Below are 13,190 nucleotides of genomic sequence, written 5' to 3'. Positions count from 1 at the left end.
GCGATCACTCCTGGATGACGTCGGCTCCCTTGGGCACCTGGAAGGTGAACTGGGACGCGGCCACCGGCTCGTTGAGCTTGACGTTGAAGAAAAGGATGTTGGTTCTCTGACCGGCACCGTCGATCAACTGCATGTCGTTGATCACGCCGTTGCGGAACGACAGCCGCAGGCTGTCGAACAGGGTGTCCTTGGTCTTGGGCTTGAGCACGAAGTCGACGACGTTGCCGGCATCCTTGCTGGTGACGTCGAAGCTGCTTTCGATCTTGGAAATGTCACCCGACAAGAGCAACGCCGGCGTCTGGGTCAGGCGCAGGTCCAGCTTGCGGATGGTGACCTGTTCCAGGTCCGGATCGTACAGCCAGACCTGCTTGCCGTCGGACACCAGCAGCTGCTCCTGGGGCGCATCGGAATGCCAGCGGAACAACCCGGGACGCTTGAGGCTCATGTTGCCGGCGGTTTCCTGCAGGCGAGTACCCGAACCATCCAGGGTCAGCTGCGAAAAGCGCGCGGTCAGGGTCTGGGCCTTGTCCAGCAGTTGCGACAGGCGACCCACCGACGCCTGGTCGGCATGGGCGGAAAAGCTTACGGCCAGGGCGGCCAGGGCGAAGCAACGCAGCTTGTGCATCGAGGTCCTCATGGATGTCAGTCTCTCACCGGGGCAGGCGCTGTGACCTCGCGCGAGCCGTTGGTGTTCATGGGCGATACGACACCGGCCATTTCCATGGTTTCGATCATCCGTGCCGCCCGGTTGTAACCGATCTTGAGCTTGCGCTGGACCGCGGAGATCGAGGCCCGACGACTCTCGGTGACGAAGCGCACGGCCTCGTCATAGAGCGGATCGTCCTCGTCGCTGTCGCCACCCTCGCCGCTGCCGCCGTCGAAGCCCGCACCACCGCCCTCGTCCGGACCGCTGAGGATGTCTTCGATGTAGTCGGGGGCGCCGCGCTCCTTCCAGGCCTCGACGACGCGATGGACCTCGTCGTCGGACACGAAGGCGCCATGGACGCGGATCGGCAGGCCGGTACCCGGCGGCAGATAGAGCATGTCACCGTGCCCGAGCAACTGTTCGGCGCCGCCCTGGTCGAGAATGGTCCGGGAGTCGATCTTGCTCGACACCTGGAAGGCCATCCGCGTCGGGATGTTGGCCTTGATCAGACCGGTGATGACGTCCACCGAGGGCCGCTGGGTGGCCAGGATCAGGTGGATGCCGGCCGCCCGCGCCTTCTGCGCGATCCGCGCGATCAGCTCTTCGACCTTCTTGCCGACGATCATCATCATGTCGGCGAATTCGTCCACCACCACCACGATGGTCGGCAGCGTCTTCAGCAGCGGTGCCTCGTCGTCCATGCTCTCCCGACGATAGAGCGGATCGGTCAGCGGCGTACCCGCGTCCTCGGCGTCCTTCACCTTGCGGTTGAAGCCGGCCAGGTTACGTACGCCCATGGCCGCCATCAGCTTGTAGCGCCGCTCCATCTCCGCCACGCTCCAGCGCAGGGCGTTGGCGGCCTCCTTCATGTCGGTGACCACCGGACACAGCAGGTGTGGAATGCCCTCGTAGATCGAGAGCTCCAGCATCTTGGGATCGATCATGATCAGGCGAGCGTCTTCCGGGCTCGACTTGAACAGGATCGACAGGAGCATGGCGTTCACGCCCACCGACTTACCGGAACCCGTGGTACCGGCCACCAGCAGGTGCGGCATCTTCGCCAGGTCGGTGATAACCGGCTTGCCACCAATGTCATGACCCAGGGCCAGGGTGACGGGCGACTTGGCCGCCGCGTACTCGGGCGATTCGAGGACCTCGGAGAAGCGCACCATCTGGCGATCCTCGTTGGGAATCTCGATACCCACGGTGGTCTTGCCAGGAATGACTTCCACCACCCGGACACTGAACACGGCGAGCGAACGCGCCAGGTCCTTGGCCAGGTTGGAAATGCGGCTGACCTTGACGCCGGCCGCCGGCTGAATCTCGAAGCGGGTGATCACCGGACCGGGATGCACGCTCTCCACGATCACCTCGACGCCGAACTCCTTGAGCTTGACCTCGAGCAGGCGCGACATGTTCTCGAGGAATTCCGGCGAATAGCTCTGCTGCTTCTTCTCGGCGCGATCCAGGATCGACAGCGGCGGTAGCGTACCTTCCAGATCCGCATCGACCCGGACCACGGCAGCCGCGGGCGAATAGGACGCCGCAGCCGGTACAGGCGCCGCCTTGCGCGGCGGCGGCGTGGGCATGGCGACACTGGCCGGCGCTGGGACAGGCGCGGCAGCCACAGGCGCGGACTCGGGTGCTTCGGCGACAAAGCGACTGGGCGCGGGCATCTCGATGCGCGGCGCAGCACGCTCCACCCGTGGCGGCGGCGCGACATCGAGCAGATCGTCGAGGTCTTCATCGGCGACGGGAATCGGTACCTCGCGGGCCTTGCTCTTGCGCGCAACCGGCGGCGACACCGGCTCGTCGAAGACGTCCAGTTCCGGAGCCTGACGGCGACCGCCGGCCAGGCGGCTGAAGCCACCCTGCACCAGGTCCAGCAAGTCGAGTACGACCTTGCCGGTGAAATCCATCACCTTGAACCAGGACAGATCGGTGAAGACCGTCAATCCCAGCAGGAAGAGCGCGAGGAACAGCAGCGTGCTGCCCTGGACATTGAGGGCGGCGACCGACAGCTGCCCCAGGCTCTCGCCCAGCGCGCCGCCAGCGGACGCCGGCAGCGCCGAGACCGCATGGAAATGGATATAGGCCAGTACCGAACCCGAGATCACCAGCAGGACGAGACCGGTCAGCCGCCAGGAAAACAGCCAGCCGCTCCACTCCCAGGGCAGGTGCCGCTTGCGGAAGATCTGCCAGGTCTTGACGGCGAGCAGGACGGGGAACACGAAGGCGAAATAGCCGAGCGCCATGAACAGCACGTCGGCCAGCCAGGCGCCGGCGCGGCCCGCGGTGTTATGGACCTGATCGATGCGGCTGGTGTGGGTCCAGCCCGGATCGGAGGGGTCGTAGCTCAGCAGAGCCATGAGCAGATACAGGCACAAGGCGGCCAGTGCGATGAGCACCACCTCCTTGAGACGATAATGCAGATGCTCACGCCATTGGTTGACGTGGCTGACAGAACTGGATTGCTTCAAGCGCGCTTTTCCCGCACACGGAACGTGTGACCGTGAATCAAAAACAGTGCGCCATTCTAGATCGCCCGGGCCCTGCTTCTACAGTCCCGCGGCGAAACATGGCACGATAGCGGACGGCCTTACCGGAACCGCCTTCAGGCACAACATTGGAGCATTCTTTCGTTGTCCTGACAAAGAGTTATGACGATTTCTTGAGCTTGTTACGCACAAGCCGCACCCCTTCGGCTCCACCCATCAGAAGGCGCCCTCCCCTACCATGGTGAAATGGCTGACCCGCGAAAGCCCTGACTTCCCGCCCCTGCAGCAGGCGCTGCGCGAACCCAACGGCCTCCTGGCCATCGGCGGCGACCTGAGCGCGGCACGCCTGATCGGCGCCTATCGTCACGGCTGCTTTCCCTGGTACCAGGCCGGCCAGCCCTTGCTCTGGTGGTCGCCGGATCCCCGCACGGTGCTGTTCCCGCCGGACCTGCACGTCTCCCGCAGCCTGGCGAAGACGCTGCGCAAGACGCCGCTGCGCGTCACCTACGATCAGGCCTTCGCCAGGGTGATCCAGGCCTGCGCCGGTCCGCGACGCGATGCCGACGGCACCTGGATCACCGTGGAGATGCGCCAGGCCTACCAGGAACTGCACGCCCAGGGCTGGGCTCATTCCGTGGAAGTCTGGGACGGCGACCAGCTTGTCGGCGGTCTCTACGGCATCGCCATGGGCAAGCTGTTCTTTGGCGAGTCCATGTTCAGCCACGCTGACAACGCTTCCAAGATCGGCTTCGTGACCCTGGTACGGGACCTGGCCGCCTGGGGCTTCGTGATGATCGACTGCCAGATGCAAACCGCGCACCTGGAGAGTCTCGGCGCGAGCAGTCTCTCCCGGGAACGCTTTGCCGAATACCTGGCCAAATACCTGGATCAGGCCAGCATGGCCGCCTGGCCTACCTTCCACGGGTGACTTACACTCAAGCCAGGCTTATGTAGAGATTCGACATGACCGAGCTGGCGAGACTCAAGTTTTACGCAACCCAGCCTCACGCTTGCAGTTACCTGTCCAACGAGCAGGCGACCACGCTGTTTCTCGACCCCTCGCAGCCCATGAACGGTCAGATCTACGCCGAGTTGTCCGAACTGGGCTTCCGCCGCAGCGGCGATCACCTCTACCGCCCCCACTGCCAGCTCTGCAAAGCCTGCGTTCCCGCCCGCATCCCCGTCGCTCGCTTTCGCCCCAGCCGCAAGCAGACGCGCGTACTCAAGCGCAATCTCGACATCAGGGTCACGCGCTGCGACCCGGGTTTTACCGAAGAGCGCTATCAGCTCTACGCCCGCTATATCAGCGAACGCCACGCCGACGGCGACATGTTCCCGCCGAGCCGCGGCCAGTTCTCCACCTTCCTGGTCAGCCACCTGCCCTACGCCTTCTTCTACGAGATGCGGGTGGAAGACCGCCTGATCGGCATCGCGGTGACCGATGTGCTGCCCAACGGCATGTCGGCGGTCTACACCTTCTACGACCCTAGCGAAGAGAAGCGCAGCCTGGGTGTATTCGGCATCCTCTGGCAGGTCGCCGAAACCCGCCGCCTCGGTCTCGATGCGGTTTATCTCGGCTACTGGATCAAAGGGTGTCGCAAGATGTCCTATAAGACCGAGTATCGCCCCATTGAGCTCTTCGTCAATCAGCGCTGGGTTGCCCTGGCCTGACGAAATAGCGCTTTTTCTGAATTTCTGTCAGAATATGGGCCTTTTTCGCCCGGACTGCTCTGGGCCTATCTTGTCACCGAGGGCTTTTCTATATATGTCGAAAGAAGACAGCTTCGAAATGGAAGGTACTGTCGTCGACACCCTTCCCAACACCATGTTTCGCGTGGAGTTGGAAAATGGGCACGTCGTCACCGCGCACATCTCCGGAAAGATGCGTAAGAACTACATCCGCATCCTGACCGGCGACAAGGTTCGCGTGGAGCTGACGCCTTACGATCTGAGCAAGGGCCGGATCACTTACCGCGCGCGTTAAGCGAATCCTTTCATGAAAAAGCCCGGCTATGCCGGGCTTTTTCATGAGCGATTGTAAATCGCGACCTGCCCTCAGGCAGGTTCGGCGGTGGTCTCGAACTCGAATTCCAGCTCGTCGTTCACCGCGTCGATGTGGACGATACCGCCGTGGTCGGCCAGGTCCCCGAACAGGATCTGCTCGGCCAGCGGCCGCTTGATCTTGTCCTGGATAAGGCGCGCCATGGGACGAGCACCCATCTGCACATCGTAGCCACGCTCCGCCAGCCAACTGCGGGCGGCATCTGTGACTTCGAGCTGGACACGCTTGTCCTCGAGCTGCGCCTGGAGTTCGGTGAGGAACTTGTCGACGATGCTCTTGATGACTTCCGCGCTCAGGCGGCCGAACTGGATGATGGTATCCAGACGGTTGCGGAACTCGGGCGTGAAGCTCTTCTTGATGACTTCCATGGCATCCGTGGTGTGATCCTGCAGCGTGAAACCGATGGAGGCACGGGAAGCGGTCTCGGCACCGGCGTTGGTGGTCAGGATCAGGATCACGTTGCGGAAGTCGGCCTTGCGACCATTGTTATCCGTCAGGGTGCCGTGGTCCATGACCTGCAGCAGCAGGTTGAAGACCTCGGGGTGGGCCTTCTCGATCTCGTCAAGCAGCAGCACGCAGTGCGGCGTCTTGGTGATGGCTTCGGTCAGCAGACCACCCTGGTCGAAACCGACATAGCCGGGAGGCGCACCGATCAGGCGCGACACGGTATGCCGCTCCATGTACTCGGACATGTCGAAGCGCACCAGCTCGACACCCATGGCCTTGGCCAGCTGCCGGGCAACCTCGGTCTTGCCCACGCCGGTAGGGCCGGCGAAGAGGAAGGAACCAACCGGCTTGTCCGGTGATTTCAGCCCCGCACGGGACAGCTTGATGGCGGTGGACAGGGATTCGATGGCCAGGTCCTGACCAAAGACGGTCAGCTTGAGGTCGCGCTCCAGGTTGCGCAGCAGCTCCTTGTCGGAACTGTTGACGGTCTTCGGGGGAATCCGCGCAATCTTGGCGACGATGTCCTCGACCTGCTGCACGTCGATCCGCTCGGCACGACGGTCTTCGGGCTGCAGGCGCTGGTAGGCACCGGCTTCGTCGATGACGTCGATGGCCTTGTCGGGCATGTGCCGGTCGTTGATGTAGCGCGCAGCGAGCTCGGCTGCTGCACGCAGCGCCTCGTCGGTGTACTCGATGTGGTGATGCTGCTCGAAGCGCCCCTTGAGGCCGCGCAGGATGCCGTAGGTATCATCTACCGAAGGCTCGACGACATCGACCTTCTGGAAGCGCCGAGCCAGTGCCCGATCCTTTTCGAAGATGCCGCGGAATTCCTGGAAGGTGGTGGAGCCGATGCAGCGAATCTCACCGGAGGACAGCAGCGGCTTGAGCAGGTTGGAGGCATCCATCACCCCACCCGAGGCCGCGCCGGCACCGATGATGGTATGGATCTCGTCGATGAAGAGCACGGCATGGGGCCGCTTCTTCAGCTCCGCCAGCAGAGCCTTGAATCTCTTTTCGAAATCGCCGCGATACTTGGTCCCGGCCAGTAGCGCGCCGAGATCGAGCGAATAAACCACGCTGTCGGCCAGCAGATCAGGGACCTGACCGTCGACGATGCGCTTGGCCAGACCTTCGGCGATGGCGGTCTTGCCGACGCCAGCCTCGCCCACCAGCAGCGGGTTGTTCTTGCGGCGCCGGGCAAGGATCTGGGCTACGCGCTCGACTTCCGACTCACGACCCACCAGCGGATCGATACGGCCCTGGCGAGCCTGCTCGTTGAGGTTGCTGGCATAGGCTTCCAGCGGATTGTTGGAGGAGCTGGGTTCGGCACCCTCCTCCTCGGCAGCGTCCTGATCCTGCTCGGCTTCGGGTGCTGCCCCTGGCACCTTGGAGATGCCATGTGCGATGAAATTGACCACGTCGATCCGCGCCACGCTCTGCTGCTTGAGCAGGAACACCGCCTGGCTTTCCTGCTCGCTGAAGATGGCGACCAGGACGTTGGCCCCGGTCACTTCGCGCTTGCCCGAGCTCTGCACGTGGAAGACCGCACGCTGAAGGACACGCTGAAAACCCAGCGTCGGCTGGGTTTCGCGCTCGTCGTCCTGCTGTGGGATCAGGGGTGTGGTGGAATCTATGAATTCCAACAGATCGCGTCGCAGACGATCGATGTTGGCGCCGCAGGCTCTCAACACGGTGGCCGCCGCTTCATTATCCAGCAGCGCCAGCAGGAGGTGCTCAACGGTCATGAATTCATGACGCTTCGTCCTCGCCTCCTTGAAGGCGAGATTCAGGGTGACTTCGAGCTCACGATTCAACATAGCTTCACCTCATAGCCCAAGCAGCACAGTAGCCCAAGCAGCACAGATCTAACTTTCGATTTCGATTTCACACAGCAGCGGGTGGTTGCACTCCCTGGCATATTGATTGACTTGCATGGCCTTGGTTTCAGCGACATCGCGAGTAAATGTTCCGCAGACTGCCTTTCCCTGAGTATGCACAGTAAGCATCACCTGGGTAGCCGCTTCGCGGTTCATGCTGAAGTAGCGCTCCAGCACCTCGACGACGAACTCCATCGGGGTGTAGTCATCGTTATACATCAGAACTCGATATCTGGCTGGCCGTTTTAGTGCAGGTTTTGCCTCCTGCACCGCCAGGCCGCCGTTGTCGCCGTCCTGATGTTCGTTGTCGTCCGCCGCCAGTCGGATGGGGTCGATTACACGCATTCTGATCGATTCCGAATTACGGGATGAATAGCAGGAAAAAAAGAGCTTGATCCACGTCTCAGCCGCCTAGTGCCTTGCCTTGACTAAGGCTGAAAGGGTGTTACAAACATCCTGTACCGACGAGGTACCAAGGGTTCCGTTGTAGTGGCGTCTGTGTGGATTCACTGGAACTGTAGTCGAATGATACTCCAGGCTTGGAGTCCTTTGCAGAGGGAGCCGGTATGCTCAGTGGCAAGGTCAAATGGTTCAATAACGCCAAAGGATATGGCTTCATCGTTGCAGATAACAGTGATGAAGACCTATTCGCTCATTACTCGGCCATCCAGATGGACGGTTACCGCACGCTGAAGGCGGGCCAGGCGGTCAACTTCAATATCGTGCAGGGCCCCAAGGGCCTGCACGCGGTCGAGATTCGCGCGGCCGAAGTGAGCGCACCCGCCGCAGCGCCGGCCACCAATACCCTCGATGTGCGGGATACGGTCAGTACGGAAGCCTGATCTCACGCCCCTTCGGGGGCGCCATCTCCCCCTTCGCGCCGCTGACCTTCGCTGTGCCCCAGGTCGCGCTCCGGAAACAGCAGGTTCCTGACCCGATTCTTCAGCGCTCTGGCATCGGGAAAGCCGCCATCCCTCTTCCGCTCCCAGAGCACCTCTCCGCCACAGGCGACCTCGAACACGCCACCGGTTCCCGGTAGCAACGTCACTCCACCCAGATCGGTACCGAAGGTGCTGAGCAGCTCCTGGGCCAACCAGCCCGAGCGCAGCAGCCATTGGCACTGGGTGCAGTAGTGGATGGTGATGATAGGTCTGGCGTCCGCCACGGTACACCTCGCAAGGCCTGGGCTCCCTATAATACGCAGCCCCCGATTCCATCCGCCACGTGGTCCGTCCTATGCGCCTGTTGCTGCTGGTAGCCTGCCTTCTCCTGTCCGCCCTGGCCTGGAGTGCTCCGCCGCCGAAGGTCGGCCTGGTGCTGTCTGGCGGTGCCGCCCGGGGACTGGCGCATATCGGCGTGCTGAAGGCGCTGGAAGAACAGGGCATCCAGGTCGACGCCATTGCCGGCACCAGCATGGGTGCGGTAATCGGCGGCCTCTATGCCGCCGGCTACAGCGCCGAGGAACTGGAACGCATCGCGCTGGACATGGACTGGGGCCAGGTACTGTCCGACCAGCCGCCACGCAAGGACGTGCCCTTCCGGCGCAAGCAGGATGACCGGGACTTCCTGGTCAAGCAGAAGCTCAGCTTTCGTGACGACGGCACCCTGGGCCTGCCCATCGGGGTGATCCAGGGCCAGAACCTGGGGATGATGCTGGAAAAGCTGTTCGTGCATACCAGCGATACCCGGGACTTCAACCAATTGGCCATCCCCTTCCGCGCCGTGGCCACGGACATCACCACCGGCGAGAAGGTGGTCTTCGATCATGGTCATCTGCCCCGAGCGATCCGCGCCAGCATGTCGATTCCGGCGGTATTCGCGCCGGTGGAAATCGACGGTCGGCTGCTGGTGGATGGCGGCATGGTCGACAACATCCCCATCGACGTGGCGCGGGACATGGGCGCGCAGCGGGTAGTGGTGGTCGACATCGGCACTCCCCTGCTCAAGCGCCGGGACCTGACCACGGTGCTGGACGTGCTCAATCAGTCCACCACCCTGATGACGCGCAACAATTCCCAGGCGCAGCTGGCGACTCTGGGCAAGCAGGACCTGCTGATCCAGCCGCCATTGGCCAGCTACACCAGCGCCGACTTCAGCGAGGTCAGGGCGCTGATCGATGCCGGCTATCGGGCGACCATGGCCATGGCGAGCGAACTGGCGGTGTTGCGCAAGGACGCGAAAAGCGAGCGTTCCACGGCCGTGGCAGCGGCTCGCGCGCCCAGCAGCCGCACTCCGGTCATCGACGCCATCCGCATCGAGAACGACTCCAAGGTCGAAGACGAGGTCATTCGTCACTACATCCGCCAGCGCCTGGGCGAACCCCTCAATGTCGAGCGGCTGCAGGACGACATGAGCACCCTCTACGGGCTGGATTATTTCGACCAGGTGGAATACCGCATCCGCCGGGACGGCCCTGGCGACAACGTGCTGGTGATCTATGCCCGCGGCAAGCGCAGCGGTACGGACTTCCTGCGGCTGGGCCTGAATCTGTCTGACGACCTGCGGGGCGACAGCGCTTTCAACTTCGGCGCCAGCTATCGCATCAATGGGCTCAACCGCCTGGGCGGCGAATGGCTGACCCGAATGCAGATCGGTGATCACCAGGAGCTCTACAGCGAGTTCTACCAACCCCTGGATGTGGGCTCACGCTACTTCATCGCACCCTACGTCGGCGGCGAGGCCCGCAACATCGAGCAACTGGAGCGGAACGACCCCATCGCCGAATACCGCCGCGAGCGCTATGGCTTCGGCCTCAACGTGGGTCGGCAGATCGGCAACAAGGCCGAGGTGCGCCTGGGTATCGGCCATGACTGGGGCAGTACCAAGGTGCATGTCGGACCGCGCGACACGCCGGAGGAATCCTTCACCGAAGGCTTCTACGAGTTGCGCTATTCGTTGGACGACCTGGACGACGTGAACTTCCCGCGGGAGGGCCAGGACCTGGCATTGACGCTCAAGCAGTTCGATCCGAGCCTGGGCTCGGATTCGCGCTACCGGCAGCTGGACCTGCACCTGAACAAGGCGCTCAGCTATGGCTACAACACCTTCGTGCTGGGGGGCGGCCTGGGGCGCACCCTGTCGACGGACAGCGACACCAACGTGGTAACCAGCAGCTTCCTGCTGGGAGGTGCCTGGCAGCTCTCGGGCTATCGGCAGGATGCCCTGTCCGGCCAGAACTACGGCCTGGCGCGGCTGATCTACTACCACCAGCTTACGCAGCGCTCGCTGTTCCCGCTGGACACCCCGGTCTATCTGGGCGGCAGCCTGGAACAGGGACGCATCTGGAATCGGGATGACGACTACGACAGCGGCAACATCAGCGCGGCCAGCCTGTTCCTCGGACTGGACACGCCGCTGGGACCACTCAGGTTCACCTATGGCCTGAGCGACCAGGGCGAACATGCCTTCTACATCAACCTGGGCAATAGCTTCTGATCAGGCGATGCGCGAGAGCAGGATCTCGGCCCGCTCGCGCTGGCTGTCGCTGCCTTCGCTGACGATTTCCTGCAGCAGCGAGGTGGCGTGCTGGACGTCGCCCTGATCGAGACAGGCCTCGGCCTCGGCAAACCGCCGGGCAATGGCATCGGCCATGAAGTGCTCGTCGAGACTCAGGTCCAGCTCCATGACCGCCGGCAACTCGCCCAGGCCTTCAGGGAAGTCGTCTTCCAGGGAGACTTCCAGGGCATCGACCTGCTTCCACCCGGAATCGGCGTCCAGCTCTTCGGTCAGGGCGATGGCCTCATCGAGACTCAGATCCGCCAGATCCAGATCGTAGTGCTCTTCGGTCACCGGCGCAGGTACCGCCGGCTCGGCAAACTGCAATTCCGCCGACCATTCACTGGCCGGCGCATCGAAGGCCGGCAGGTCGAGATCCAGATCGTCCTCCAGCAGGGGCTCCACCGGATCGGCGGACATCCCGGGAAACTGGGCGTGCAGCACCGCCAGACTCGCCGCCACGCCTCCCAGCGCCAGAAAACGCTGCTCGTGCTCCCTGAATGCCGGAGCCTCGCCCAGGGTGGCCAGCACCCGGAGCAGCAGCAGCCGCAGATCCTGCCGCCGATCATCTTCGGCCAGGCCGCTTTCCAGCACTTCCCGCGCCTGGCCGTAGCGGCCATAGGCGATGTAGATCTCCGCACGACCGGCATGATCGTCGACCGGCGCCGGGCTGGCGGCGACAGCTGCGGGCTTGGCCCTGGACTTGGCAACCACCGGCTGGGTAGCGGCCAGCACAGGCTCGGGCAAGGGCTCGACCATTTCGACACGTTCGACGTCATCCGCGTCGTCGAAGACGACGTCTTCCGCCTTCCGCCGGCGCCACCAGAGCACACCGGCCAAAGCCAGCAGGGCCGCGCCACCCGCTAACAACAGCGAGCGCAGTGACAACAGACCTTCGTCGGTACTGCCCGCGGCAGGACTGGAGGCGACGGGCGCCGCCTGAGCGGCAGGGCTTTCCGGTGACGGCGGCGCGGGGGCGGGCGTCGGCGTGGACAGGGCCACCGAACGCGCCTGCTTCAATTGCTGCTGCAGACCTTCACGGTCCTGCTGGAGCTGCTCGATCATCACCTCTTTCTGGGCCAGCAGTGCGTCGTAACGCTCCTGCAGCTGAGTCAGCTGACCTTCCAGATCGCCGACCTGACGCCCGAGATCCTGCGTCACCAGCAGGGGCTTGGTGGCTTCCGCAGAGCTTCCAGCCGGCTGCGGCGCCACTACTGGCGGCGCCACTGATTCCGGTGCCGGTGCCGGCGCAGCGACAGGTGCTGCGGCAGGCGCTGGCGCAGCAGGTGCCGGTGCCAGGACGGGCGCCGTGGCGACCGGTGCGGCGGGTACCGGGCTGGGCGCGGGCGGCGTGGTCTTGGCCGCTACCGGCTGTCGCGGCGCAGGTTCGCTGACACCCACGGGCAGGCGCAGGCGCTGGCCAGCCTTGAGCCGTCCGGGATCATTGTTGGCGAAGGACGCCGGATTGAGGGCGAACAGATCGGCCATGAGCTGCTCGGCCGATCGATTGGCCATTGGCCCCAGGCGCTTGGCGATGCTCCAGAGGGTGTCCCTGGGACGCGTCTGATAGACGCCCTCCCCGGCGGCCAGGTCTGGCGAAGGCGTCAGCCCCTGGCGCGGTGCAGATACGGTTTGGCGGACCACCGGATCGGCGGCCGGGGCGGCGGCGCGAGCGGGCGCCGCCGGGACGGTACTGGCAACGCTGGTGGGTGCGCCACCACTGCGCGGCGGATCCACCAGCAGGGTGAACTCGCGCAGCTGTTTGCCGCCCGGCTGTTCCAGTTGAACGATGAAACCCAGATAGGGCTCGACCAGGGAGCGGCGCGAGGTCACCTCGACATAGCTGCCCGCCGCCGTGCGCAGGTGTGGGGTGAACTTCAGATCGTCGAGGAACTGGGTGCGATCCACGCCGGCCTGGGCGAAGGCCTCGTTCGCCGCCAGATGGATGCGGAAGTCCTCGGCACCGGCATCGCCGATATTGACCAGCTCGATCCGCGCACGCAGAGGTTCGTTGAGCGAAGACTGCAGGGTGATGCCCCCCAGGCCGAGCGCGAACGCCGCTTGAGGAAGAGGGGTCAGCGCGGCGGCCGACAGAAGAACAAAGGCAAGGGGACGGCGTTTCGCGACCATGGATACCGCTGCGTCAGGTATTCGAGGAAACCGGT

General features: G+C 63.7%; 11 protein-coding genes. 5 read left to right on the top strand and 6 right to left on the bottom strand.

The window, feature by feature from the left end; all coding sequences use genetic code 11:
* Positions 1-4 precede the first annotated feature (4 nt).
* Positions 5-625 (bottom strand): outer membrane lipoprotein chaperone LolA, encoded by a 621-nt coding sequence (gene lolA, locus PVZ72_RS08935; RefSeq protein ID WP_187979145.1) that lies wholly within the window; start codon positions 623-625, stop codon positions 5-7.
* 17 nt (positions 626-642) lie between these two features.
* On the bottom strand, positions 643-3,126 hold the full coding sequence (locus PVZ72_RS08930) for a DNA translocase FtsK (RefSeq protein WP_273861730.1): 2,484 nt from the start codon (positions 3,124-3,126) through the stop codon (positions 643-645).
* A gap of 256 nt (positions 3,127-3,382) precedes the next feature.
* On the opposite strand from PVZ72_RS08930, the gene aat reads away from it, so the two are divergent.
* The 3 genes from aat to infA all read left to right on the top strand — a co-directional run bounded on the left by aat (position 3,383) and on the right by infA (position 5,128).
* Positions 3,383-4,072 (top strand): leucyl/phenylalanyl-tRNA--protein transferase, encoded by a 690-nt coding sequence (gene aat / locus PVZ72_RS08925; RefSeq protein ID WP_273861729.1) that lies wholly within the window; start codon positions 3,383-3,385, stop codon positions 4,070-4,072.
* A gap of 35 nt (positions 4,073-4,107) precedes the next feature.
* Positions 4,108-4,815, top strand: coding sequence for an arginyltransferase (locus PVZ72_RS08920; RefSeq protein WP_133859225.1), 708 nt, complete (start codon positions 4,108-4,110; stop codon positions 4,813-4,815).
* 94 nt (positions 4,816-4,909) lie between these two features.
* The gene (gene infA, locus PVZ72_RS08915) at positions 4,910-5,128 is read left to right on the top strand and encodes a translation initiation factor IF-1 (RefSeq protein WP_002553999.1); all 219 of its coding nucleotides are present in this window, start codon (positions 4,910-4,912) and stop codon (positions 5,126-5,128) included.
* A gap of 71 nt (positions 5,129-5,199) precedes the next feature.
* Here infA and clpA read toward each other — a convergent pair whose 3' ends face one another.
* A complete protein-coding gene (clpA, locus tag PVZ72_RS08910) occupies positions 5,200-7,470 on the bottom strand; it encodes an ATP-dependent Clp protease ATP-binding subunit ClpA (RefSeq protein ID WP_273861728.1) in 2,271 nt (756 codons plus the stop codon).
* 48 nt (positions 7,471-7,518) lie between these two features.
* The gene (gene clpS, locus PVZ72_RS08905; RefSeq protein ID WP_007162298.1) at positions 7,519-7,875 is read right to left on the bottom strand and encodes an ATP-dependent Clp protease adapter ClpS; all 357 of its coding nucleotides are present in this window, start codon (positions 7,873-7,875) and stop codon (positions 7,519-7,521) included.
* Positions 7,876-8,096: 221 nt separating this feature from the next.
* Here clpS and cspD point away from each other — a divergent pair, with 221 nt between their 5' ends.
* Entirely contained in the window at positions 8,097-8,372 is a 276-nt protein-coding gene (gene cspD, locus PVZ72_RS08900; protein ID WP_133859227.1) for a cold shock domain-containing protein CspD, read from the top strand.
* A 2-nt stretch (positions 8,373-8,374) separates the two neighbouring features.
* Here cspD and PVZ72_RS08895 read toward each other — a convergent pair whose 3' ends face one another.
* Positions 8,375-8,695: a SelT/SelW/SelH family protein gene (locus PVZ72_RS08895; RefSeq protein ID WP_133859228.1), complete on the bottom strand. Its 321-nt coding sequence runs from the start codon at positions 8,693-8,695 to the stop codon at positions 8,375-8,377.
* A gap of 71 nt (positions 8,696-8,766) precedes the next feature.
* Here PVZ72_RS08895 and PVZ72_RS08890 point away from each other — a divergent pair, with 71 nt between their 5' ends.
* Entirely contained in the window at positions 8,767-10,965 is a 2,199-nt protein-coding gene (locus PVZ72_RS08890; RefSeq protein WP_273861727.1) for a patatin-like phospholipase family protein, read from the top strand.
* On the opposite strand, the gene PVZ72_RS08885 is transcribed toward PVZ72_RS08890, so the two are convergent.
* Positions 10,966-13,155 (bottom strand): FimV/HubP family polar landmark protein, encoded by a 2,190-nt coding sequence (locus tag PVZ72_RS08885; RefSeq protein WP_273861726.1) that lies wholly within the window; start codon positions 13,153-13,155, stop codon positions 10,966-10,968.
* Positions 13,156-13,190: the final 35 nt, after the last annotated feature.

Origin of the sequence: Pseudomonas sp. LA5 (assembly GCF_028640825.1) — a bacterium.
Lineage (GTDB): Bacteria > Pseudomonadota > Gammaproteobacteria > Pseudomonadales > Pseudomonadaceae > Chryseomonas > Chryseomonas aestiva.
The sequence above is the reverse complement of the archived record's forward strand: the minus strand, read 5'-3'. Positions and strand labels throughout refer to the sequence as shown.

Excerpts from the sequence above, each read along its gene's own strand:
- cspD (WP_133859227.1), top strand. The coding sequence starts at position 8,097 with ATGCTCAGTGGCAAGGTCAAATGGTTCAATAACGCCAAAGGATATGGC.
- PVZ72_RS08890 (WP_273861727.1), top strand. The coding sequence starts at position 8,767 with ATGCGCCTGTTGCTGCTGGTAGCCTGCCTTCTCCTGTCCGCCCTGGCC.
- clpS (WP_007162298.1), bottom strand. The coding sequence starts at position 7,875 with ATGCGTGTAATCGACCCCATCCGACTGGCGGCGGACGACAACGAACAT.
- PVZ72_RS08885 (WP_273861726.1), bottom strand. The coding sequence starts at position 13,155 with ATGGTCGCGAAACGCCGTCCCCTTGCCTTTGTTCTTCTGTCGGCCGCC.
- PVZ72_RS08920 (WP_133859225.1), top strand. The coding sequence starts at position 4,108 with ATGACCGAGCTGGCGAGACTCAAGTTTTACGCAACCCAGCCTCACGCT.
- clpA (WP_273861728.1), bottom strand. The coding sequence starts at position 7,470 with ATGTTGAATCGTGAGCTCGAAGTCACCCTGAATCTCGCCTTCAAGGAG.
- infA (WP_002553999.1), top strand. The coding sequence starts at position 4,910 with ATGTCGAAAGAAGACAGCTTCGAAATGGAAGGTACTGTCGTCGACACC.
- lolA (WP_187979145.1), bottom strand. The coding sequence starts at position 625 with ATGCACAAGCTGCGTTGCTTCGCCCTGGCCGCCCTGGCCGTAAGCTTT.
- aat (WP_273861729.1), top strand. The coding sequence starts at position 3,383 with ATGGTGAAATGGCTGACCCGCGAAAGCCCTGACTTCCCGCCCCTGCAG.